At 56.7% G+C, this 24,272-nt stretch carries 22 protein-coding genes; 4 read left to right on the plus strand and 18 right to left on the minus strand.

All coding sequences use genetic code 11. The annotated features are described in order from the left end of the window. Positions 1–14 precede the first annotated feature (14 nt). Both COL8621_RS14310 and COL8621_RS14315 read left to right on the plus strand, forming a co-directional pair. Entirely contained in the window at positions 15–1,949 is a 1,935-nt protein-coding gene (locus COL8621_RS14310) for an OmpA family protein (protein WP_093967987.1), read from the plus strand. Further along, positions 1,936–2,262 (plus strand): hypothetical protein, encoded by a 327-nt coding sequence (locus tag COL8621_RS14315; RefSeq protein ID WP_093967988.1) that lies wholly within the window; start codon positions 1,936–1,938, stop codon positions 2,260–2,262. The genes COL8621_RS14310 and COL8621_RS14315 overlap by 14 nt, the downstream gene beginning before the upstream one ends. 1 nt (position 2,263) lies before the next feature. On the opposite strand, the gene COL8621_RS14320 is transcribed toward COL8621_RS14315, so the two are convergent. From COL8621_RS14320 to COL8621_RS14350, 7 genes are all read right to left on the minus strand, one after another. Beyond that, entirely contained in the window at positions 2,264–2,707 is a 444-nt protein-coding gene (locus COL8621_RS14320; protein WP_093967989.1) for a molybdenum cofactor biosynthesis protein MoaE, read from the minus strand. A 1-nt stretch (position 2,708) separates the two neighbouring features. Beyond that, positions 2,709–2,957, minus strand: coding sequence for a molybdopterin converting factor subunit 1 (gene moaD, locus COL8621_RS14325; RefSeq protein ID WP_093967990.1), 249 nt, complete (start codon positions 2,955–2,957; stop codon positions 2,709–2,711). Then, positions 2,954–3,625 (minus strand): CDP-diacylglycerol--glycerol-3-phosphate 3-phosphatidyltransferase, encoded by a 672-nt coding sequence (pgsA, locus tag COL8621_RS14330; RefSeq protein WP_093967991.1) that lies wholly within the window; start codon positions 3,623–3,625, stop codon positions 2,954–2,956. The genes moaD and pgsA overlap by 4 nt, the downstream gene beginning before the upstream one ends. Positions 3,626–3,643: 18 nt before the next feature. Beyond that, entirely contained in the window at positions 3,644–5,533 is a 1,890-nt protein-coding gene (gene uvrC / locus COL8621_RS14335) for an excinuclease ABC subunit UvrC (RefSeq protein WP_093967992.1), read from the minus strand. Positions 5,534–5,838: 305 nt separating this feature from the next. Next, positions 5,839–6,624, minus strand: coding sequence for an SDR family oxidoreductase (locus tag COL8621_RS14340; protein ID WP_093967993.1), 786 nt, complete (start codon positions 6,622–6,624; stop codon positions 5,839–5,841). Between the two features lie 12 nt (positions 6,625–6,636). Then, positions 6,637–7,605 (minus strand): calcium/sodium antiporter, encoded by a 969-nt coding sequence (locus COL8621_RS14345; protein WP_093967994.1) that lies wholly within the window; start codon positions 7,603–7,605, stop codon positions 6,637–6,639. A gap of 182 nt (positions 7,606–7,787) precedes the next feature. Next, entirely contained in the window at positions 7,788–8,591 is an 804-nt protein-coding gene (locus COL8621_RS14350; RefSeq protein ID WP_093967995.1) for a S49 family peptidase, read from the minus strand. 215 nt (positions 8,592–8,806) lie between these two features. Between COL8621_RS14350 and COL8621_RS14355 the strand changes: the two genes are divergently transcribed. Further along, complete coding sequence (locus COL8621_RS14355; RefSeq protein WP_176438504.1) at positions 8,807–9,430, plus strand: Crp/Fnr family transcriptional regulator; 624 nt, start codon at positions 8,807–8,809, stop codon at positions 9,428–9,430. 497 nt (positions 9,431–9,927) lie between these two features. Next, positions 9,928–10,917 carry a hypothetical protein gene (locus COL8621_RS14360; protein WP_093967997.1) on the plus strand — a complete coding sequence of 330 codons (990 nt, stop codon included), beginning with the start codon at positions 9,928–9,930 and terminating at the stop codon, positions 10,915–10,917. Here the strand turns inward: COL8621_RS14360 and COL8621_RS14365 are convergent. From COL8621_RS14365 to COL8621_RS14415, 11 genes are all read right to left on the minus strand, one after another. Next, on the minus strand, positions 10,914–11,648 hold the full coding sequence (locus COL8621_RS14365; protein ID WP_093967998.1) for an alpha/beta fold hydrolase: 735 nt from the start codon (positions 11,646–11,648) through the stop codon (positions 10,914–10,916). The genes COL8621_RS14360 and COL8621_RS14365 overlap by 4 nt on opposite strands. 23 nt (positions 11,649–11,671) lie before the next feature. Continuing rightward, positions 11,672–12,469 (minus strand): sulfotransferase family 2 domain-containing protein, encoded by a 798-nt coding sequence (locus tag COL8621_RS14370; protein ID WP_093967999.1) that lies wholly within the window; start codon positions 12,467–12,469, stop codon positions 11,672–11,674. A 53-nt stretch (positions 12,470–12,522) separates the two neighbouring features. Next, positions 12,523–15,513 carry a rhamnosyltransferase WsaF family glycosyltransferase gene (locus tag COL8621_RS14375; RefSeq protein WP_093968000.1) on the minus strand — a complete coding sequence of 997 codons (2,991 nt, stop codon included), beginning with the start codon at positions 15,511–15,513 and terminating at the stop codon, positions 12,523–12,525. Between the two features lie 431 nt (positions 15,514–15,944). After that, the gene (locus COL8621_RS14380; protein WP_093968001.1) at positions 15,945–17,390 is read right to left on the minus strand and encodes an aldehyde dehydrogenase; all 1,446 of its coding nucleotides are present in this window, start codon (positions 17,388–17,390) and stop codon (positions 15,945–15,947) included. A gap of 24 nt (positions 17,391–17,414) precedes the next feature. Continuing rightward, the gene (locus COL8621_RS14385; protein ID WP_093968002.1) at positions 17,415–18,194 is read right to left on the minus strand and encodes a coniferyl-alcohol dehydrogenase; all 780 of its coding nucleotides are present in this window, start codon (positions 18,192–18,194) and stop codon (positions 17,415–17,417) included. Between the two features lie 15 nt (positions 18,195–18,209). Next, complete coding sequence (locus COL8621_RS14390; RefSeq protein ID WP_093968003.1) at positions 18,210–19,208, minus strand: branched-chain amino acid ABC transporter permease; 999 nt, start codon at positions 19,206–19,208, stop codon at positions 18,210–18,212. After that, positions 19,205–20,095 carry a branched-chain amino acid ABC transporter permease gene (locus tag COL8621_RS14395; protein ID WP_093968004.1) on the minus strand — a complete coding sequence of 297 codons (891 nt, stop codon included), beginning with the start codon at positions 20,093–20,095 and terminating at the stop codon, positions 19,205–19,207. Before COL8621_RS14395 ends, COL8621_RS14390 begins: the two co-directional genes overlap by 4 nt. After that, entirely contained in the window at positions 20,092–20,808 is a 717-nt protein-coding gene (locus tag COL8621_RS14400) for an ABC transporter ATP-binding protein (RefSeq protein WP_093968005.1), read from the minus strand. Before COL8621_RS14400 ends, COL8621_RS14395 begins: the two co-directional genes overlap by 4 nt. After that, complete coding sequence (locus COL8621_RS14405) at positions 20,805–21,536, minus strand: ABC transporter ATP-binding protein (RefSeq protein WP_176438505.1); 732 nt, start codon at positions 21,534–21,536, stop codon at positions 20,805–20,807. Before COL8621_RS14405 ends, COL8621_RS14400 begins: the two co-directional genes overlap by 4 nt. A gap of 8 nt (positions 21,537–21,544) precedes the next feature. Then, positions 21,545–22,831, minus strand: coding sequence for an ABC transporter substrate-binding protein (locus tag COL8621_RS14410; RefSeq protein ID WP_093968007.1), 1,287 nt, complete (start codon positions 22,829–22,831; stop codon positions 21,545–21,547). 28 nt (positions 22,832–22,859) lie between these two features. Continuing rightward, on the minus strand, positions 22,860–24,245 hold the full coding sequence (locus COL8621_RS14415) for an aldehyde dehydrogenase (RefSeq protein WP_093968610.1): 1,386 nt from the start codon (positions 24,243–24,245) through the stop codon (positions 22,860–22,862). Between the last annotated feature and the right edge of the window lie 27 nt (positions 24,246–24,272).

Genomic DNA, 24,272 nt, shown 5'->3' on the forward strand with positions numbered 1-24,272 from the left:
GCGAACAAAAGCATATGCGCACTGCACCTAACTTGATTGCTGTCGTGGCAATCCTTCTGGCCGGCGGCCTTGCCGCATTCAGCGCAGTCTTCGCTGCCAATTTCATCGAAGAGCGTGCCAGCACAGAAATCCGCCGTGCCTTGGCAGAGGAAGAAATCACATGGGTCGGCGTGGAGGCCAGCGGCCTTCAGATTCGCCTGCGTGGCACGGCCGAGACCGAAGCGCTGAGATTTCGTGCGCTTTCGATCGCGGGCACCATCATCGATGCGTCACGCGTGATCGACCTAATGGATGTGACGCCCGCCAAACCGTTACAGGCGCCGCGCTTTTCCCTAGAGCTTTTGCGCAATGATGACGGCGTTTCGATGATCGGGCTTATCCCCGCCGCGACATCACGCGAAGACATCGCCACCGCAGTCGAAACCGCCGCAGAAGGCGCGAACGTGACTGACATGTTGGACGTCGCCGACTACGCCATCCCGGCTGGCTGGGATCAGGCCCTTGAATTCGGGTTAGAGGCGTTGGCGGTTCTGCCGCGCTCTAAGATCTCTATCGCGGCGGACGGCGTTTCCGTGACCGCGATTTCCGACAGTTCGTCTCAGAAACGCAAACTTGAATCCGACCTCGCAAGAAAACTGCCTGACGGTTTGCCAGCCAGCATCGAAATTTCCGCGCCGCGCCCTGTCATCACGCCTTTCACCCTTCGTATGGTGATTGATGCAGACGGCACCCGGTTTGATGCCTGTTCTGCCGACACCGAAAAGGCCAGCGAACGTATTCTTGTCGCCGCACGCGCGGCTGGGCTGGACGGCAAGGCCAAATGCACGATCGGCCTTGGTGTTCCGACGCCTCAGTGGGCGAAAGCAGTTGAAACCGGCATCAAGGCGCTGACCGAACTTGGCGGTGGCGAACTTACGTTTTCGGATGCCGACGTGACGATTGTTGCCCAAGACACCACACGACAGGCGTTGTTCGACAAAGTCACAGGCGAGCTAGAGTCGGACCTGCCCGAGGTCTTCTCGCTTCACTCAATCCTGCCCGAACCGGTCAAGATTGACGGCACCGGCGAAGGTGACGGCCCGCCCGAATTCGTCGCCACACTAAGCCCCGAAGGGAAAGTGCAACTGCGGGGGCGCGTCACCGACGAACTGGTCCGATCCGCCACAGAAAGCTATGCCCGTTCGCGATTTGGGCTGAACGACGTCTACGCCGCGATGAAGCTTGACGAAGAGCTGCCGGATGGTTGGCCCATCCGTGTTCTGACCGCGCTGGAAGCCCTGTCAGAACTGAACAGCGGCAGTGCCATCGTGCAGGCCGAATTTATCGAACTTAGCGGCGTCACCGGCAACAGCGAGGCAAACGCACGCATCGCAAAGTTGTTCGGTGAAAAGCTGGGCGAAGCGCAGGATTTCAACATCCAAGTCCGCTATGAAGAAGCGCTTGACCCAGTTGCCGCGCTACCGTCGCCACAGCAATGCGTGGACCGGATCAACGCCATTCTGGCGGATCAGAAAATCACGTTCGCGCCTGGGTCTGTCACCGTCGAAGGGAACTCTCTTAAGGTCATTGACCGCATCGCTGACACGATCAAAGAATGCCCGAACCTAGAGCTAGAGATCGGGGGCCATACCGATAGTCAGGGTCGCGAAGAAATGAACCAACAGCTTAGCCAACAACGTGCGGATGCTGTTTTGACCGCGCTTATTTCACGGCGTGTGCTGACGGCCGGAATGACCGCCAAAGGGTACGGCGAAGCGGTTCCAATCGCCACAAATGACACCAACGATGGGCGCGAAGCCAACCGTCGGATTGAATTCACGCTGATCGTGCCCGAGGCGGAAGAACCCGCCGAAGCCGACGCAGCAGAAGACGACACTGGCGAACCCCAAGAAACCCCGGCCAACCCAGAGCCGACAACAGAGACGGAAGCGACCGATGGACAGAACTGAACTTATCGTGGCAACTGCCATCACCCTGTTCGTTGCGTTCCTTTTGGGGTGGTTCGCCGCATGGCTGGTACATCGCGTATCGCGCGTAACCCAATCCGAAATGGGCGAGCTGGATAAGATGGCGCAAGAACTGCACGATGCCGAAGAGGCGCGTGATCAGGCGGTCACCTATATGCAGCAACGCGAGGCTGACCTAACAAACCAGCTTAGCCAGACAGAAGCAGAGCTTCGCGCGGCGATGGATGGTCTGCGTGAAGCCCGCCAAGAGGCGGAAGAGCTGCGTGCTTACGTCGAACGCCAAAACGCAGGCTAAGTTACCAGCGGCCTAGGGCGTCTTCGTCCTCGGCCTTGCTGGCGACCCATTCGGCCCCGTCTGAAGTAATCTCTTTCTTCCAGAACGGCGCGCGGGATTTCAGGTAGTCCATCAGGAATTCCGCTGCCTGAAACGCGTCGGCCCGGTGGGGTGATGCGGTGGCAACCATCATGATCATATCCCCCGGCCCCATCGCGCCATAGCGGTGGATGATCAGGCAGTCGCGCAAATCCCAACGGGCGCGGGCGTCAGCCTCGATCTTTTCCAAGGCACGTTCGGTCATGCCGGGATAATGTTCGATCACCATCCGATCCAGATCACCGCGCGCAAGGTCGCGCACGATCCCGGTAAAAGTAACAACAGCGCCCGCGTCCGAGCGCCCGGTAGCGAATGCGTTGGTTTCTGCGCCCAGATCAAAGGGCGCCTCTTGCACGCGCACTGTCATGTCAGCCGCCCGTCATTGGGGGAAAGAACGCAACCTCGCGCACACCTGCCAGCGGCGCGTCAAAGTCCGTCAGATCCTGATCGACGGCAACACGCAGGGCAGACAGATCGGCAAAGGCAGCCTCGTACCGTTCTTCGCGGGCTTTCAGCTCTTCAACAAGTTCGCCGACGGTCGTGGCATTGGTTTCGACCTGCTCTTTCGGAAGGCCAATACGTTCACGCACCCAAGCGAAATATAAAACGTCGATCATTCGTCATCCCCTTCGCGCAGATACGGTAGGGATTTGGCAAAGTAGTCCCACCCCGTAATCAGCGTCAGCACCGCCGCGATCCACAGCAAACCAACGCCCGCATATAATGTGGCCACCATCGCGCTGTGTTTCCAGATCAGGCCGTGCACGTCTTCCTGACGCCCGGCCAGAACGTCATCCACCATCGCGGCGTCCATTCCGAAGCTCAGCATACCGACGTAATGTTCAAAAATCCCCTGCGACAAAAGCACTGCAATCGCGACCATCTGGGTCGTGGTTTTCCACTTTGCCAGTTTGGTGACTTGCAGCAGCCCCGCCTGATTGCCCAAAAATTCGCGCAGGCCGGAAACGAACACTTCGCGGAACAGGATCAGCGCGGCGGGCAGCATCACGGCAAAGCTCATCCCATAGAGACCCGTGATGACCAAAAGCGCGATGGCCACCATCACCTTGTCGGCAATCGGGTCCAACATGGCGCCAAAGCGGCTTTGCTGGTTCCATTTGCGGGCCAGATAACCGTCAAACCAATCGGTCACCGACGCGCCGACAAACAGGCACAGTGCCACCCAGTCAGCAAAAGGATGTGGAAACAAAAGAAAAGCGATGGCAACGCCGGGCGCAGCAAGCAGCCGGAATACCGTAAGGATATTAGGAATGTTCCATGTCATAGAACGTGACTTAACAAGTCAGCCCTTCTCGTGGAAGTAGCCATAGATGGTTTCCGCCATACTGTCGGAAATTCCATCCACCGCCTTCAGGTCAGACAGCCCCGCCCGGCTGACGGCTTTGGCAGAGCCGAAATGCGAAAGCAGCGCCCGTTTGCGCGTTGCACCAACGCCGGGCACATCGTCCAACGGCGTTGCCCCGATGGCCTTGGCGCGTTTCTGACGGTGGGCACCAATGGCGAACCTGTGCGCTTCGTCCCGCAGGCGTTGCACGAAATACAGCACCGGGTCGTTGTGTTTCAGCGCAAAAGCGTTTTCGCCATGGCGGTAGAATTCTTCCTTACCGGCATCGCGATCGACGCCCTTGGCCACACCCACCATGGCAATGTCTTCGACGCCCAGTTCGGCCATGATTTCAGCCACGGCGCTGACTTGCCCCGCCCCACCATCGATCAACAGAAGGTCGGGCCATGTTTCGCCCTGACGGTCAGGGTCTTCCTTTAGCAAACGTTTGAAACGGCGGTTCAGCACCTCTTTCATCATGCCAAAGTCATCGCCGGGGGTCAGATCTTCGCCCTTGATGTTGAACTTGCGGTATTGGCTTTTCATGAACCCTTCGGGGCCGGAAACGATCATCCCGCCCACTGCGTTCGTACCTTGGATATGAGAGTTGTCGTAAACCTCGATCCGTTTGGGCGGACCATCCAGCCCGAAAGCATCTGCCAAACCAGACAACAGTTTGCCCTGCGTCGCCGTTTCCGCCATGCGCCGGGCAAGGCTTTCGCGCGCGTTTCGGGCGGCATTGGCAACCAGTTCGGCCTTTTCGCCACGCTGCGGCACAGACAGTTCAACCTTGCGGCCAGCCTTTTCGCTAAGCGCTTGTACCATCAGGTCATCATCTTCGATCCCGTGGGACAGCAGGATCAGCCGAGGCGGTTCCTTGTTGTCATAGAACTGGCCAAGGAAGGCCTCTAACACCTCAGCCGCATCAACATCGGTGCCGGTGCGCGGGTAATAATCGCGGTTCCCCCAGTTCTGATTGGCGCGAATAAAGAAAACCTGAACACAGGCCTGCCCGCCTTCCATGTGAAGGGCGATAACGTCTGCCTCGGCCACTCCGCGCGGGTTGATGCCTTGGGCAGACTGTACCTGCGTCAGCGCGCGAATACGGTCCCGCAGGGCGGCGGCGCGTTCAAACTCCATCGCCTCCGAAGCTTCTTGCATCTGTTCGCCAAGCTCTGCCTGAATGCGGGTGTTTTTCCCTTCAAGAAACCGTTCGGCATCTGCGACGGTGGCGGCGTAATCTTCGGCCGAGATGTAGCCAACACAAGGCGCGCTGCACCGCTTGATCTGATACAACAGACAGGGCCGCGTGCGGCTTTCAAACGTCGAATCCGTGCAGTTGCGCAAAAGGAATACCCGCTGCAACTGGTTCAGCGTCCGGTTCACCGCGCCCGCACTGGCGAAGGGGCCGTAATAGCTCCCCTTTTCCTTTTTCGCGCCGCGGTGTTTTTTGATTTGCGGAAAGGCGTGATCCTTGGCGACCAAAATATTCGGGAAACTTTTGTCATCGCGCAGCAGCACGTTATAGCGAGGCTTTAGCTGCTTGATCAGGTTCTGTTCCAACAGCAACGCTTCTGTTTCTGTCCTTGTGGTCAGAAACATCATCGACGCCGTTTCGCGGATCATTCGGGCAATACGGGGGGAATGGCCGGTGGGTTTGGCATAGTTTGAAACCCGCTTTTTCAGGTTCCGCGCCTTGCCGACGTAAAGCACACGGCTTTCCGCATCCAGCATCCGATAAACACCAGGCGAGTTATCAAGCATGCCAAGATAGGACTGTACACAGGCGTGCCCGCTGGGCCGGTCGCCTGTCGCGCTATCTTGTTGGTTTTGCGTTTCTTCCGCCATTCGACCGCGTTTGTGATTCCTGCATCTGGCTGCAATGTAAGTTTCGTTGGAGCAAGGGAAAAGCTGTCCACGACTTCTGTGGATAAGTCTGCGGGTAACTATTCTGGCAACGCATTTTTCCCTTGTTTTCTTGCTGCTTCGTTAGTTTGCCTAATTTTTGGGCGCAATATTAACTTGTTGTTTTTAAACGTTATTTTTTTTGGGCCGGACAAATTATTGAAAACATTGTAGAAATTGTAAATCAATTGTGACGAAACTGTGAAAAGTGCACAAGTTTCGCCGCCTGTGCATGACTTGCCCTCGGGTCACTCCACCCCTAGCACATCTTTGGTTTGCCAAGACAGGTGCTGACCACCGTCAACGCAGATCAATTGCCCCGTCACAGCCTTCGCTGCCAACAAATACTCTAACGCTGCGGTTACGTCATCTGCGTTGGCGCCGCGCTCCAATATGGTGGCCTGACGCTGTGCTGCGAAATGCTCTTCGGATTGGCGCGCACCGCGCAGTGTTGGGCCGGGGCCGATTGCGTTTACCCTGATATTCGGGCCCAGCGCCTGAGCCGCCGTTTGCGTAAACGCCCACAGCCCCATCTTCGCCAGCGTATAGGTCATGAATTCCGGCGTCAGCTTTCGAACGCGCTGATCTATCATGTTCACGACCAACGCAGCCGCCACCGGTTCAGCGTTTTCATCGGTCTGCGCGGGCAAGACTTGTTCGGCAAACTTTTGGGTCAGCACGAAAGGCGCCCGCAAGTTAGAGCCAAAGTGCCTGTCCCAGCTTTCGCGCGTCGCCGTTTGGATATTGTCGTAGTCAAAGATCGAGGCGTTGTTCACAAGAACACTTAACGGCCCGCCAAGTGCGTCGGTCGCGCGCGCAACAAGGGTCTGGCAGTCGTCCTCTTGCAACAGGTCGGCCTGAACCGCGATGGCGGTTTGCCCGATCGCGGCAATCTCTGCCACGACCTCCTCAGCGGCCTGAGCGGAAGAGGCATAGTGCACGGCCACATCGTAACCTTTGCGCGCCAACGTCAGCGCCATCGCACGTCCCAGCCGTTTCCCGGCCCCGGTTACAAGCGCCCGTTGCTTTTCCATAAGGTGCCCCCGTCAGATCAACACTGACAGAACATAGGCTCCGTAAAGCCCCGTCAAGGCAATCCCCCACTTCCATGTCATGTTCCAGCCCCTGAACACGAAGGGAACTAGCACCAGCGACGACGCCAGCATGACCCACAGATCAAACCGCAACATCTGAGGCGGAATAGGCAACGCGCCAACAAGGCCGGTCACACCAATGATCGCCAGAAGGTTGAACATGTTCGACCCAATCACATTGCCCAGCGCGACATCGGCCTGTTTACGCATCGCGGCCATCACAGTTGTGGCAAGTTCAGGAAGCGAGGTGCCGACCGCGACAAGCGTCAAACCAATCACGGTTTCACTGACGCCAAGTACCGTGGCGATGTTGATGGAGCTGTCGACCAAAAGATCCGCGCCAAGTGGCAGGCCAACCAAGCCCAGAACCAAGAACAACGCGATTTTCCAACCGGGCAAGGTTGGGTCAACGCCCTCTAGGTCTTCTTCTTCATCGTCTTCAACGTCTGCACCATTCTGTACATCGCGCCGATGCTGACGCGCAGACCGCAACGCATCGCCCAAAACGAAGGCCAACGCCGCAAGCAACACCAACCCATGAACCCAAGTGATCGGCCCCAAGAAACAGATAACGATGAACAGGATCGTCGCCAGCAACATAAAGATGTAGTTTCGGCGCGTGTCACACTCGTCCGTTTTCAAGCCCGAGATGATCGCAGGCACCCCAAGCACCAACAGCACGTTAGCGGTGTTCGACCCCACCACATTGCCCAGCGCGATACCCGGCGCGTTATCCAGAACCGCCTTAATCGCGATCAAAAGCTCTGGTGCTGACGTCCCGAATGCGACGATCGTCAGGCTAACGATCAACGCAGGGATGCCCATACGAAGGCTCAGGTTCACTGCGCCTTTTACCAACGAGTCACCAGCCAACAGCAAAATTATCAGCCCAAGAAGCGCATAGAGCAGATCAGCAGTCATGTAATAGTCATCCCTTGCGACACGGGCACGGGCCCTTGCCAAGCTTGTACCGCCCACACTTCGGGCACTTTTTAGGTTTGGAAAGAGACCCGATCTTGTCCGCGCCGGGCAGCTGTAACCGCCCAAACATCGCAAGAACCAGCATCCCGATCAGGAATAGGGTGACAATCTTTATTATCACGTCACAGCCCGTATCGCGCCCACAGGGCCCGTTCCTCTAGTTCTGCGGTGAGGCCGCCAAAAACCTGCGAACCAATCCGCTGAAACAGGGATCTCCGCATGCCATAAGGAACAAAACGAACCTTGTCGCCGAACCGCTCTTTCATCTTGGGCACAAGGTGGCCAACGCCGTCGGCCAACCCAACCTCTGTCGCCTTTGCACCGACCCAGACTTCGCCTGTAAACAAATCATCATCGTCCGCAAGACGCGCACCGCGGCGTGCCTTTACGTGGTCGATGAACCCTTCGTGGATTTGTTCCTGAAGGGCCTTTAGTCGTGCGATGTCTTCTGGTTTTTCTTGCTGGAACGGGTCCAGCATGCTTTTCGATTTTCCCGCCGTGTAAACACGACGCTCTACGCCATGGCGGGCGATCAGGTCTTGAAACCCGAACCCGGCGGAAATCACGCCGATCGAACCGACGATGGAATGCTGGTCGACCCAGATTTCATCCGCCGCACTGGCAAGATAGTATCCACCAGACGCGGCCACATCTTCGACGAAGGCGTAAACCGGAATTTCGTGCTCTTCTGCCAGACGCCGAATGCGGGCCGATATCAAAGAGCTTTGCGCGGGGGAACCACCGGGCGAATTGATCACCAATGCCACGGCCGCCGGCTTCTTTCGACGAAACGCGCGTTCTAACATCGGGGCAAGCCCCGCATCGTTCAACGCAGCGCTTCCGCGACTTGCAGCGGCAATAGTTCCCGCAAGCCGCACAACGGCGACTGTTGGGGCAGATTTTACAAAGGGCAACCAAAGTTTCATGGGGTGGATGTAGAGCCTGCGCCACACAGGAACAAGACACGCACTTCAAACACGGTTCACTGTTGCGCCATCGCCGCGCGTTTTGCAAAGATACAGGCGGTGTTGATGCAAAATGGGAAGGCACGCAAACGCCAATGGAGAATAGCAGGCGGTTTCCACAACTTCTGCGCACAGATCTGCTTCGCGATTTACCGGAGGAGGAGCGCATCGCGTTTTTGAACGCCTGCAAATTGCGGGTGTTTGAACGACGCACAGAAGTGTTCACCCAAGGAGAGCCCGCCGAATTTCTAATGCTGATCGCCCACGGTCTGGTCGAAGTCAGCTATGTCAGCCAAGACGGCCATAAGGTCATCGTCTACCACGCAGGCCCCGGCGAAACCCTGGGGGAGATCGAACTGATTGCCGAAAAACCCTGCGCGGCCAGTTGCTATGCGTTTGAAAATACGACCGTGCTGCTGCTTCCGCCCGGCTATTTGTCTGAACTAATGACCGCCCCCGGCTTTATCAAAGGGATCGCACGCAGCCTGCACGAGGTGATGGTACGCGACAACAACTCCAAAGCCGTTGATCAGTTTTACTCGGTCGAACAGAGCCTTTGCAGCTATCTTTTGTCGATGTCCGGCCGCGCCACCAAGATCACGATCAGCCAGTCCTACCTTGCCAATGTTGTCGGCTGCTCGCGTCAGACCGTGAACCGTGAATTGGGCGTGTTGCGGGATGCAAATCTTATCGCCCTGCAAAAGGGTGTGATCGAAGTGTTGGATCGCGACGCGCTTCAGACGTGGCTGGCCAACCTAGAAGACAAAAACGGCGACTCCGCGACCGCAGAAATTATCTAACATTTTCTGACGCTTAAGCAGGCATCTCCAAATTCTTGCGAAGAAATGCGCGCAATGTCGGCTGAGCGACACTGAAAACCGCGATCCTTTGTACCTTTAAGTTGTAGGGACTTTGTAAGCACCGGTTAATGGTACGGTTTGTTGGTCGTCGCCTTCCCTTCTATAGGGCAAATCGAAAATTACTTTTTATTCCAAAACATTTTCGCCGGGGGAGGTCATATTGATCGCCCTCGGCATTTCTTTGTGGCGTTGTAACCGGCGCCTAATCCTCAACACAAACTCTGCTCTGCAAGGTAGATCCTGAATACCCAGCCAAAGATAATTGGGCACCATCGCACACACGCTGGGCAAGCAACGCTTTACGCTAAGTAAACTCTGGGCTGTTTTAAAAATTCAGACGTTGCGGACTACCCCCTAAAACTTATAAAAGTTCTTACGATAACGAGACCATTCCGTTGGTGTTTGGCGAAACCGTACAAGGTAAGTGCAGGCGATTAATGAAGTGTATTTTGCATATCGGCACCGAAAAAACAGGGACCACCTCGTTTCAGGGCCACTTGTCTAAAAATCGCGAAGGTTTCGCCTCGCTTGGCGGATTCTATCCAGAAAGCCTCGGGGGTGTCGCACACCGCCTGATCGCGGTTTACGGACAGAATTTCGACAACCTGGACGAAGCTGGGCGCGGTCTGAAAATCGACACGCCTGAAATACACGAAAATTTCCGAAGCACCCTAAAGCAGAAATTTGCGGACGAACTGAACGCGAATAAGAACGCCAGCGTTTGTGTTATCTCCAGCGAACACCTGCATTCACGGATCAAAACAAGTGACGAGATTGAGCGTATTCGCGATTTCTTGTCTGAGTTCTTCGACGAAATCGTTGTCTATGTTCACCTGCGGCCACAGGTCGATGTGCTCATCTCGCTCGCATCCACACAGACACGTGTTGGTGGGGCGGTAACCCTGAAATTCTTCGACCAAGCCCGCGCTGACAATCTTTACTACAACTACAAAGATTTGGTTCAGGCGTGGGCAGGTGCGTTCGGCGATCAAAACGTTGTATGCGTCCCCTTTTCCAGAACACCGGATTTCGCGGGGAAGCTGTTCGGCGACCTCGGGCTCGACATTTCGCCGCTGGGCAAAATGGAACGGATCAACGAAGCACTGGATGTCCGCGTCATGGCAATGGTGAACGCGCTCATTTCCAGCGGCAAAGGGCAACGCATCCCCTATCAGGTTCTGGATCAGTTGCCGTGCGAAATGACGTTGAAGCTGAGCCAAAGCGATGCCCGACGCATTCAAGCCAAGTTCAGAGAGTCCAACGAAGCCGTTATCGCGATGCGTGATGACCTGATGCCCGGCGACCTTCAGCCGACTTGGGCCAAATACCCGGATATGGGCAACACCCATATCCTTGACATGCCCTGCTTGTTCGCCTCGTCGCTAGCAGACCTCGTTGAGCATTTCACAAAGAGCGCTGAGACTTAGAGTTTCTTCAGCGCGGCCATCCGCTTCGCGATCCGAACATTTTCACGGTCGCGAAGCGTTTCGCCGTCCCGGAACTCAGCCAGCACGTCACCAAGGATACCGCCCGATCGCATCTCTTTAGCCGGGTTGTGGCCTGCTCGTGTCAAAACGTGCACGTCAACTTTTGCAGCCATCCCCGCATACAGCGCGTGTGTCATGTCAGGGGCGCATGACGTACCGGCGATAATTCTGATCCGTTCTGGAAGCGTTTCTACGACGTCCCAGACGTTCATATATTTCTCTGCTGTGATCGCGTTTGTAAGTTTGGGCCAACGCTTGTCGCCCAACAGGTTGCGGGTCTTAGGGTCAATGAAGACCTGTGGACCAAACAGCAAACAATCGTCTACCCCGCGCACCAGCCCAGCGAACATAAGCGCAGCGAAGCCGCCCGCGGAACTGCCCAAAAACAAAACCTTCTTGGACCCTAATCCGCCGATGATTTCTTCGATGCGCTTTGCCTTGTCCGCAAATGTATCTCCGAAGCCGTCGACCGGGTGGTGATACCACCCCCGCGTCACATCGCGAAAAAATACGAGGTTAACGTTCAGCGGCTGCAGTGTTTTGCGAAATTCAAACATGGGCTGGCCGATAGCGTGGCCAAGCCCCCCGAAAGCAACAAGGGTCGTGTCACTGCCCGCATTGTAGACTTCGTAATAGTCTGCGGTCTCGTTCGGTTCGGGATTCAGGTCCATGTTTTAATCTCAGCTACTAGTTATCACTTGGCGTCGGCGAGGTACGAATAATCGATCTCGAAAGCTTTCTTAACCATGCTTTCCAGTTCAGGAGACCGGAACTGCTTCTTCGAGTAAGACGGGAGCTTGATCAGCTCCAGGCTGCCTACATCACACAAGTTTTCGTTGGACGCTTCTTGGTAGTGCGTCGCATTGAGCTTGTTGTTCTTGATGTCAGAGTCGGTCAATTCGCCAAACCGTTCAAAAAACGCATCCGCCGATTTGAGAGTGTACAGCTCGTCGAATTTGAAACCGGCATCCTTGAAAGAGAACGGGATTTGTGTGTTCCAGTGATGATCAAGGCGCGGCTCGTTCGCACCGCGCGCTTCGATACGCTCGCAAACCGCGTTAACAAATTCAGTGAACGTCAGCCCTTCGTAAGGCACTTGCGACTCTGCTGTATGGCCTTTTCGCGGCAGTATCACATTCTGATAGAAGACGCGGGCGAACGGCTCCAACGTTTCCAGAGTATCCAAATCCCGGGATTTGTTTCGAACGAATTTGTTCAGGTAGGCGCTAATCAAGCGATCATAGGGTTCACGGATCAGCCCGATCGTATGATAACCGTGCTCTTTGGTCAGCTTCAGCGCATCAGCGCCAGACTTCCAATAATCGCTCCGGCGCAACCATCCCCGCATACCGCCGGTTTCGCTGCTGAACTCTTCCTGTGGCAAATTCAGTAGTTTCGCACAGATTGCCGTTGAAATCGTGGTGCAAGCCGCTTTTGGCGTCCAGAAGACCACAAGGTTTTTTTCAGGTAGTACATAGGATTGACGTGTCATTTGGTGCTCTCCGTCCAGCCCGATTTCGTTGTCATAAGAGTTTTAAAAGATGCCTACGCGTCGGCTGATTGAGCCTGAAGCCGCCCATCTTTCCAACCACGGTATTTTTCGGCGACATTAGCCTGACGCATCGCGATTTCTTCGGCGCTAATGTGATACCTATTGGCCCACTGTTGAACCGATTTCTGCTCCATCTCGATGCGGGTCGCCAATTGCTCGTCGGTTCCCTCACCCAGCTCATACCCGAAGTGTTCAAAGAAGAAGGCCCCTTCGATCTTACACCGCTTGTAGGTCTGCTCGGGCGTGAAGTCATGAGAGTGATAAACCGTCGCTGTCGGCGCATAGAGCTTGGTATAGCCCGCCTCAACGATGTCGCGCGCCCAGACTTGGTCTTCGCCATAGTCGACTTCCGCATATGGGATGTTTTCCCAGATCGTACGGCGCATCGCAGAGTTGTTGTCAGAGTAGAAGTGCAATAACTGCCGCCAGCCTCTGTCCCCACTGCCCCATTTTTCCGGGTCGGTGTCGCGGGAAAGAGCAAGCGGGAACTGCTCCATGTTTTTGAAGTGGTTTTCGATTTCCTGCCGCACAAACAACGGGTGATCCGGGTAAGGCAGGTGCCGCCCGAAAATGCCCGCTGCATCAGGGTAATGACGAAGCATTTTAACAATGTCAGTCGCCCAATCCTCATGCGCTGGGATCGCATCTTGGGTCAGGAACGCAATGAAGGGTGCTGTGCCCAAGCTTGCGCCAAAGTTACGGGTACGCCCATGCTGAAAGTCTTTCTGATCAATCACCGTAAGGGAAATATCAGACTGCTCTTTCAACCATTCCGTCGTGCCGTCCGATGAAGACGAATCCACGCAGTGAATTTTGATGCGGTCCCTAATCCGTTGATTGCGCAACGCATCGATCACAGGCTCAAGTTCGCCCATACCGTTATAGGTGGGGATCACAACGTCCAGAAGGATGCTTGTTGTGTCCACTTCGGTGTCGGCAAATTCGGTCTGCTGCTGTTCTAGGTAATCAACGATGGCGGTCTCGACGTTGCGGGCAGCGGATTCCCAAACGAAATCCTTGACCCAATCCAGCGCTTTTTCCTGCTGTGCAGCGGCCGCAGCCTCATCATCCAGCAACTGACCGATCTTTGCTGCAATGTCCTGCGGGTCAGGCCCTGCAAGCGTAACGATCCCTTCCGGGAAGATCGCGTTTGTGCTTTCCACGTCCAGCTCTATCAACGGAAGACCGCAGGCCATCATCTCTTGTGGAACAAGCGAATAGTTCGTTGCCGAGAAGCAAACCCCAAGATCGCATTCATTGTACAAGGTCGACAGCTCTTCCATGGTTTTTACACCATGCTGGAATGACTCAAAGGTGGTTGCGTCGAAGGGCAGATCGTCTTGGCCAAAGAAATGGACTTCGAAATCGTCACGCTGCTCGGCCAGAATTTTCAGAGCCATCAGGGCAAGGTGTACCGCGCGACGCGTCGTGTGTTCACGCGCATAAACGGCGATTTTCTTGCGGCCGTTTTCAAGGGTTAGCTTGCGCTCTGTGCTGGGAAGGTCACGAATGTTTTTGTAAACGTTGTGATCATAGCCAAGATAGAAACTGCGGCTCCACCGGCCATATGTGTCGTGCATTTTCTGCTCAAGCCATGGGCTTGCACAGATGCATGCAAAGTCGAAATCATATGTCTTACGGGCCAGCAGGCTTTCTGCGCCGGTGGGATAGAATTCAGGCTCATGGTCCTGAACAAAATAGTATTTCCCAGCAAAGCCTTGCGCCACGTTCACCAGATACGCCGTGGACCAACCCGTCGCGATGACAACATCACCTGATGTTTCAAAGAAGCCATCATCAACGAAGCGGACCTCGGCCTCTACGCATTGGAAAAACTTGACGATGTTCTGGTATGCTTCGTCACCAGTCTTGTGGAAAACCGGGTTTTCGATCCAGATGGTACACCGATGGCCAAAGCTTTCCAAAAAACGCACGGTGCGGAAAATCGTCATATGGCCGCCGCTGCCCTTTGAGAAATCCGGGATCACCCAATGGATATCAAGGCATTTCGGGTTCACAGATGTCGGCACAACGGGCGGTATCGCGTCGCTTGCCGGTCTTTTCTGGATCGTGTTCAGGTGTTCTGGAACGAACACCGCGTCATCCCGACGCTCCAGATGGATGGGCAAGCTTTCGTTGGTCCGCCGACCTTCCTTTCGACCATGCAGCACATAGTGAATGAAGGGGCAAACGCCCTGAATATCGCGGTAGGTATCCAGATAATATCCGGTCGAAAAGGTCCGGTTGGGATCGCGGCCTTCTTCCCAGCCTTCTCTCAGATAGTGTTCTAGCAGTTCGCGGTCATTGCCTTGCGGCACATCGCCGGACTGTCGATAGAAATCAGCGTCGAAGTCTTTGGCAATTAGCGCCATTTGATCATCGTTCAGCTGGGTCCACCGACGAGGCGCCGGAGCCGCAACCGGGCGCTGTTCGCTTTCTCCGCCCGTCACATAGTGCAACAGGGGGTTGACCTTGGCTTCGCGCACGTCGGGGTTTTGACGCAGGTAATACGCGACCGAAAAATTGGCGTTGGGGTCGCGCCCTTCTTTCCAGCCATACTGGTAAAAATGCTCTAGCAATTGCTGATCGTTATACCCAGCAATGTCGGGGCTGTTTTCACGGTAATAGCTGGCGTCGAAATGCGGCGCTAGATTTTCCAAATCCAGATGCTTTTGGGTCAGAGGAAGCCCCTCGCGCCCTTCTTCTTTGCCGAAGTTAATGTAGTGCAGGAACGGGTTCACACGGGCCAAAGCCACATCAGGGTTGGCTTGGATATACCCAGAGGTCGAGAAAGAAGCCGACGGATCGCGCATTTCTTTCCAGCCGAACACACAATAGTGCGTCAACAGCTGAGAGTCTTTTAACCCCTGAAGGTCTGGATATTTCTCACGGTAAAACCCGTAATCAAAATGCCGCTTTAAGGACCGGTACTCCCGAACCTCAACCATCTTCTTTTTAAGCTTAGAGATATTTAACTTGGCCATCCGGAACACTACACTTTTGGAAGTCGATTAAGGGGGGTGCATAGGCTAGACAGATTGTCTTTACAACCTGAGACCATTCGGCCTGCACCCATTTTCGCGTCTTAGCAGCAATCGTTCGTATTTATGGGCAACACCGCAATGTTGGCCTTATAATGTTCAGGCTTTAGCACTTTTCGTTTCCGCTTACAGCTATTCACATTACCCCCTGAATATGGCGCGTGCGCCCCTTTTTCTCAATGTCTGTCTATCGCAATGCGCGTTACGTCAGCGCTAGACTGCGTGATGCACGCTTACCTTGACGGAAACACGGGGAAATAACGGCACAAACGCCCCGCCATGCGCAGAACGGGAAACCGCAACTGACGATACGTCGCGACGCGCGACACCGCGCGCCGACTTTTCTTCCCTGACAGACTGCCCGAAACGCTTGATCAGAACGGGAAATGCTGGTGCGGATCCTCGATCGTTACCCAGCGGATAGAGGTGAAAGCCTCAATCGCGGCCTTACCCCCGAACCGGCCATAACCCGAATCTTTGACACCACCGAAGGGCATCTGCGCCTCGTCGCCAACAGTGGGGCCGTTGATGTGGCAGATACCGCTTTCGATCTGGTCCGCCACAGCCATGGCCCGTTGGATATTCGAACTGTAAACAGCCGCCGACAGACCATAAGCGGTGTCGTTAGCCACCCGGATCGCCTCTTCGTCGCTTTTGACACGGATGATCGGCTTGACCGGGCCAAAGCTTTCTTCGGCATAGATTTTCATGTCGGGGGTCACATCGCCAATCAAAGTAGCCTCGACAATCGCGCCGTCACGATTGCCACCAGCAATCACCGTGCCCCCTTTGGCAAGCGCATCAGCGATGATGGCGTCCATCTTTTCGGCAGCTTCCGGCGTTACCAATGCGCCAAGAACAACCTTATCGCGCGGATTGCCAGCAGGAAGCGCAGCAGTTTTTTCTGCAAAGGCTTTGATGAACGCATCCGCAATGCCTTCGTGCACGATCACACGTTCTGTCGACATGCAAATCTGGCCTTGGTTCATGAACGCACCGAAGGCCGCGCCGTTTACGGCCGCTTCAATATCTGCGTCGTCTAGCACGATCATCGGTGCTTTGCCGCCCAGCTCCAACAACACCGGCTTCAGCTTCTCAGCAGCTTTTTGCGCGATGATGCGCCCAACTTCGGTAGAGCCGGTAAAGTTGACGTGGCGCACTTCGGGCGCGGCGATCAAAGCGGCGACAACATCGGCGGCATCTTGGGGCGCGTTGGTCACTACGTTCATCACCCCATCCGGGAAACCCGCTTTGCGGAACGCCTCGCCAATCGCAAGATGAGTTGCGGGGCACAGCTCTGACGCCTTCAAAATTGCGGTGTTACCGCAGGCAATCGCCATCGCCACGGCACGCACCCCAAGAATGATTGGCGCATTCCATGGGGCGATGCCAAGGCAAACCCCCAACGGCTTTCGCTGCGCCATCGCCAAAGTACCGGGCTTATTAGCCGGAATGATTTCGCCCGTGATCTGCGTTGTCATCGAAGCCGCTTCGCGCAGCATTCCTGCCGCCAGCATACAGTTAAACCCGGTCCAAGGCGCGGTTGCGCCCGTTTCGGCAGTGGCAATCGCGATGATCTGAGGCGCCATGGATTCCAGTTCATCCGCAGCTTTCAACAACAGGCTACGCCGTTCTGCCGGGCTGGTTTTTGACCAAGACGGATAGGCCGCACCAGCGGCTTTTGCAGCGGCTTGGGCATCTTTGACACCCGCAGCCGGCGCAACGGTTGCAACTTGGCCGGTCACCGGATCGCGGCGTTCATAGGTGCGACCATCAAGGGCGGTCGCATCTGCGCCGCCGATCAACATGGAAACGTTCATTTCAAGACTCCTTGGGAATACCGATCAGGACAAGCCGTTCGAGGTGGCATCAATATTGGCGCGCATACCGCCATCGGTGGCGATATTGACGCCGCGCAGCCAGACAGACCCGTCCGACAGCAAAAAGGTCACGACGGGCGCGATATCCGCCGGGGTGCCCGGCCGATCCATGATGCGCATGTCTTCCTCTGCGCGTTCACCCAGCGTTTCAAGGAAATCGCCCAGAATGGGTGTATCGACCGGGCCGGGGCTGACCGCGTTCATGCGGATGCCACGGTCACGCCACGTCCAACGGTTTTCGTGGGTCCATGCAATCAACGCCTGTTTTCCAAAGAAATAGCTGTTGTCAGAGGAAATCCCGTTCGCCGTGCAGAAATCGGCGACACCTGCGTGATCCAAGCCCTCAGCCGCTTTGATTTTGGCGACCTCACCTTCCCAACCGATCCCTGCCAAAGAGGCAAGGTTTACGATCGACGCGCCGTCCGCGAGGCTGTCCATCAGCCCAAGCGTCAGACGTTTCAGTGCGACCAAATTCACGGTCAAGACCACCTCGGGCGGTGCGGTTGGTGGCACCCCGGCAATGTTGGCCAAGCCATCAGCGTTCAGCGGCTTCAACTCCTCGATCAAGGCATCCAGCGCGGCTTCGTCCGTCAGGTCCACCTTGTGAAAGGCATCAACCGGTACGTCCGGTTCGTTGCGATCAACCGCAATCACCTTGGCCCCGGCGGCCTTGAGTTGCTTGGCCGTTTCCGCCCCAATCCCAGAGGCGGCGCCAGTTACGATGATATTCTTACCCGTCAGCATTGGGCCTACCTCCGCTTAGTTTTCAGTTTTCTTGACGATATATCCGGTTGGAATGGCTTCCCCGGGCAGCCGTGGGCCGATCCACCCCCACAGCCCCTTTGGCAGCAGCAGCGCAAACATCACCGCCGCCGTTCCAAGCCCAACAAGGTACCAAGCACCGTAGGCCCCGAAATAGGTTTCGATCAGGAAGAACAGGACCGCACCGATAATCGCGCCCTCAATCCGGCCCAAGCCGCCGACCAGCACCATGAACAACATGTAGGCCGTCCAATGGACGCCAAAGAATGCGCGCGGCTGAAAGTTGGATGCCGAAGCAAGCCACAGCGCCCCTGCCGCAGCGGTTCCCGTTGCGGCCAACACGAACACGATGCGCTTTGTGCGTGTGACATTCACACCGATGGATTTCGCGCCCGCCTCGTTGTCGCGAATGGCGGTGATTGCCGCCCCCGTGCGTGACCGCAACAACGCGACCAGCAGGATGAACGTTGCGATGGTGATCGCCAGCGCCAGCCAAAGCGTCAAAGCACTGCGGGTTTCAAAGGCGTACTTGTTTAGTGAGATTAAAGAGGTGCCTGTTTCACCTTGAATCAACGGGTCCAAGTTCACGCACAGATGCGCAAGCGAGGAGAGAACCCACATGCCAATGGCGAACTCTCCATCACGCAAGGACAGCATGAACAATGACGTGACCCACCCCAGCCCCGCACCAAGAGCAATCGACACAAGGATCGCCAGATAGGGGTCCAACCCCGCATCAGCAAGCCGGATCGTGGTATAGGCCGCGACACCGAAGAACAGCGTTTGACCGATTGATACCAGCCCCGCAAAACCCGCCAGCGCGTTCCACATCACGGCCAGCAGGATGTAAACCAACAGGGCAACGGCGCGCCCGCTTCCGCCCACCCCGAAAAGCCACGGGGTCGCGGCCAGCAGAATGGCGGCAAGGGCGATCAGGATGATCGTCACGCGTGCAGTGTTCCCACCACGCGTGACTGTTAGGCTTGGGGCGCTCATACCTTCACTCCTTTTCCGAAAAGGGATTTCAGGCTGAAACTGCCGCCCCGCAGGCGCAAGAAGACCGCCACCAGAAACGCCACATGGCCACCGATCAGGAACCCTTGGGGGTGGATCATCGCGGCAATCGACTGGGCAAATGCCAAAACCATCGCACCGATCAGCACCCGCCACAGCGACCCAGCGCCGCCAATCACCACGGCTTCGAAGGCAAACAGCAACTGCGCGGAACCGCCATATGGCCCCCACGCGCTGCGCAGCCCCAAAGCAGCCGCCGCAACAACCCCCGTCGCAAGCGCCACCCCCGTCGCGATCGCAGCAGTGCGCCCGGTATCAACGCCCAACAGCGCCGCAGTCGCGCGATCCTGTGACACGGCCTGAATGCGGTGCCCCAACGGCGTGTGGCGCAGCATCCATTCCAGCACCGCGATGATCACGACTGCAGCGACCAAAACATAGACACTAAGCTTGCCGATATAGGTATTTCCGGGCAGCTCATACGACGCCCAAGACAGATCGCCGACCAACGGCGCCAACGACAGGCTGTCTGCGCCGAACACCTGAAACATGACGTTGTCCAGAATGATCGCGATGCCGAAGGTGGCCAAAATCGGCAACAACTCCCCGCCGCCAGAGGCCCGCGCCAGAACCATACGGTGCAGCACCACGCCCAGCACGAACATGACGCCCCCCATGATCGCAATGCCCAGTGGCAGTGGCACGCTTAAGTCGGAACCAAGGATCCACAGACCGTAGGCCGACAGAACGATCAATGCCCCATGCGCGAGGTTGATGATGTTCATCACCGAATACATGAAGGCCAAACCGGTCGCCAAAACGGCGTAATAGCCCCCCAACAGAACCGCATTTATGATTTGCGCGCTCATGCGGCCTCTCCTTCTTCGTAACCGAAGGACGCAGCGGCCAGCGCCTCGACCGTGGTGTCACCAGGTTTGGCGCGCAAAGTGACGTGCCCTTCACACATGACCATCAACGCGTCAGCCGTGTTCACCGCGCGGGTCAGGTCTTGCTCTACCACCAACAGGGCAAGCCCCATTTCCCGAAGTTTCTGCAATGTGTCATAGGCAAATTCGACAGCCGCTGGCGAAAGGCCCAGCGACACCTCATCTAACATAATCGCAACCGGGTCACCCATCAGCGCGCGACCGATGGCCACCGCCTGCTGTTCGCCCCCCGACAGCTTGCCAGCCAAAGATTTGTCCAGTTTGGCAAGGTTGGGAAACGCGTCGTAAATGGCGGCGATATTCCACGGCCCTTCGCGTGATGTGGACGCCCCCAGTTCAAGGTTTTCACGCACTGTCATTTTCGGAAACAAACGGCGCCCTTCTGGCACCAAAGCCAACCCCGACCGCGCCCTTTCGTGGGCGCGAGATTTCGAAATATCGACGCCTGACAGCATAACCTTGCCCGACTTGGCCAAGTGGTCACCGGCGATGGACCGCAACAGCGTCGTCTTCCCCGCGCCATTGGCCCCTAGAAGGAACAGCATCTCTCCTGGTTTGACGCTAAGCGTTACGCCGTGAACCGCGTTCAACTGCCCGTGTGCCGCGTGAATATCGCTGACTTCCAAGGTGCTCATGCTGCGGCTCCGAAATAGGCGACCTGCACAGCCGGCGATTTCACAACCTCATGCGGTGTGCCATCGGCCAAGACCTTACCTTCGGCCATGCAGACAAGGCGCGTGCAGGCTTCTAACAGCAGGCGCATAATATGTTCGATCCAGATGATTGTGATGCCGCGCGCATGAATATCGCGGATCAGGGCGACAAGCGCGTCGCCTTCGGCATCCGTCAGCCCGCCGCCGATTTCATCCAACAACAGAACCGTGGGATCGGTGGCCAAAGCCCGCGACAGCTCCAACCGTTTTCGGTCCAAAAGGCCCAAAGTTTCCGCCGGGCGGTTGGCCACATGCGCCAGCCCCGTTTCTTCCAGAACTTGCCAAGCTTCTGTTACCGGGTCGACGTGGTGCGTCATGCGGCCGTGGTTCACGGCCACAAGAACATTTTCAAACACGGTCATGCCCGAAAAGGGTTTGGGCACCTGATGCGTACGAGCAAGCCCGCGGTGGCAGCGCTGTGCCGTGTCCAGTCTGGTGACGTCCTCGCCGCCCAAAAATACGCGCCCCCCGGTCGGCGGAAGCGCCCCCGTCAGAAGGTTCATATAGGTCGTTTTGCCCGCACCGTTTGGCCCAAGCACCCCGACGATTTCGCCACGGGCAACATCCAAAGAGATGTCGCTAAGCACTTTGAAATCCCCGAACGACATCGAAATGCCGTCCGAGCTGAGAATAGGACTAGAGGACGTCATTCAGAGCCTCACGCGTTGTAGGGGCGCAAGGTGCCCGCGACAGGAACGTTGGTGTCGGTCGCGTTTTCAGTAATGACATAGTCATACTGGAACTTACCGCCCTTGGCCGCCTGCCACTGAGTGCCGATGATCGGGCCCGTCGCGACATTCGGAACCGGCCCCGAAGTGAAATCGACCGTGCCCCCGATGCTCTCGGCCTTTAGGCCCGGCATCGCGGCGGCGACCGCCTCTTTGTCCTTCGGATTGCCAGACGCCGTCAGCGCGGCTATCGCCACATCAATTGCCGAAAGACTTGCGCCCAACTGTTGCGTCCACTGACGCCCGGTCGCCGCCTCGTACCCGTCGCACAGCTGCACCCCGGTCAGACCAGTCACTGGAGAGCTATAGGGGAAATCACGGTGCCAATAGGCCGCCGACGAAACGTTGCCACCCAGACCGCCAAGCGCCTCGATATCGGCGGGGAACAGGCCAGTTTTGGCCAGTTGCACAATCTTAACCTGCTTGTGCAGCCCCTGCTGCGCCGCCTGACGCCAGAATGCAGCGAAATCTGGCGGAATAGGGAAGGAATTGAAAATCTCGATGCCGGCTTCGCGGAACGTGCGGATCTGTTGTGAATAGTCCGTTGTCCCGGTTTCATAAGCACCCGGATCGATGATTTCATACCCCGCTTCGGCCAACTTGGGCGCCAAGACGGCACGGATCGCGTTGCCATCGGCATCGTTGGGATACATGACGCCGACCTTCTTATTAGTCTCGACCAAATCCCATTGCGAAATATAGGCGCGATAGAATTCATCGACGCCAAAGCCGAAGTGATAAGAATATTTGAACGGCGAAGGCTCTCCGGGTTTAGCGCCGCGGCCGAAATACCATGCCTCCCACGGCATCACGGTAGAGATGCAAGGAACGCCTGCGGCTTCGCATGCATCTGACACAGGATTGATGGTTTCAGGTGTCGATACCGCGATCATGATATCGACGTTGTCGTTGTTGATCAGATCACGCGCCAACTGACCGGCACGGGCCGGATCGGATTGCGTATCACGCTCCAATATCTCCACGGCATAGCCCTGACCATTCATGGTCACGCCACCCGCCAACGCCGCACGGGCCTGTTCCAAGACATAGCCGTCGGTCTGGCCAAACCCGGCAAGCGGGCCCGAAACCGGGCTGATAAAACCGATCTTCAATGGCGTGGCCGATTGCGCCAGCGCTTGCGAACGGCCAAGTGCAAAGCTGCCCAGCACCGCGCCCCCGCTCATCAACAAATTGCGTCGTGTAATATCAAAGGCCATCTTGTTCCTCCCCGTGGCTTTGAAACGTTTAGTCGTCTGGCAGGGCGACGCTGGTAACCCAGCGAAGCTCTGTGAATTCGTTCAGCGCCCAGCGTCCGCCGAAACGGCCGTAACCGCTTAGCTTCACGCCACCGAAAGGCGCGTGTGGGTTGTCATCAACGGTCGCGCGATTGATGTGACAAATGCCGCTGTGAATTTGTTGTGCGATGCGTTCAGCGCGCGCCGGATCGTTGGAAAACACCGCCGAGGCCAAGCCATATTCGCTATCATTGGCCACGGTGATCGCTTCAAGATCGTTCGCAACGCGCGTCACCGACAGAATGGGGCCGAACACCTCTTCGTGGAAAACGCGCATCTCTGGTTCGACGTGATCCAGCAGCGTGGGTTCGACAAATGCGTCGCGAATGCCGCCGCCCCCAACCAGCCGCGCCCCTTTTGAAACTGCATCGCTGATCAACCCCGAAAGGCGTTCGGCAGCCGCCGTGCTTACGACCGGGCCAACATCGGTTTCCATGGCCGCAGGATCACCAAGTTTCAGCTGTTTGCGCCCCGCCTCTATCCGCGCAACCAGCTTGTCAGCAACGGCTTCCGCCACGACCAAACGTTCTGTCGACATGCAGATCTGACCTTGATTAAGAAACGCCCCCCGCAGGGCCGCCTTGGCTGCGCGATCAAGGTCGGCGTCCTCTAGCACCAACATCGTGGCCTGCCCGCCAAGCTCTAGCAGTGGTCGTTTCAGATGCTTCGCGCAAAGCTCTGCCACGCGGCGCCCCACACGGGTTGATCCCGTGAAATTCACGCGACGTACAACTGGCGACGCGATAAGCGCATCGACAATCGGCTCGCTGTCTTTCGCGGCATTCAGAAACACCCGCGCGACGTTGCTGGGAATGCCTGCGTCACGCAGCAGTTCACCGAACAGCCGGAAGGTGCGCGGCGCGAATTCGTTCCCCTTCAGCAGAACCGTATTGCCGCACAAAAGCGGCGCAGCAATCGCGCGCACCGCCAACACCAACGGCGCATTCCAAGGCGCAATCCCCAGCACAACACCGCACGGCGTACGCATCGCCCGGCTTATCACGCCGTTCCTGTCCGGGATCATCTCAACCGTGTCCAGCGTGTCGTGATAAGACGCGACCTCCCTTAGGATTTCAGCCGCGAAGGTCACGTTGTGGCGCGCCCATTCTTTGGGTGCGGCAATCTCTGCGACGATCGTCGCCGAAAACATGTCTATCCGGTCGTCCAAAAGGTCTGCGGCATTGATCAGCAACTGCGCACGCTCAGACGCGCCCATTGCAGACCAATCAGGAAAGGCCGACGCGGCCTGCGCCGCAAAGCGCAAGCAGGCGTTTAGATCATGCGCCTCTTCACGGCTCACAACCTCGCCGCTGGTTGGGCTTACGCGCTCAATCACGTGCAAACACCACCAGCATTGTAACTG

Origin of the sequence: Actibacterium lipolyticum, from assembly GCF_900184935.1 — a bacterium.
Taxonomy (GTDB): Bacteria; Pseudomonadota; Alphaproteobacteria; order Rhodobacterales; family Rhodobacteraceae; genus Actibacterium_A; species Actibacterium_A lipolyticum.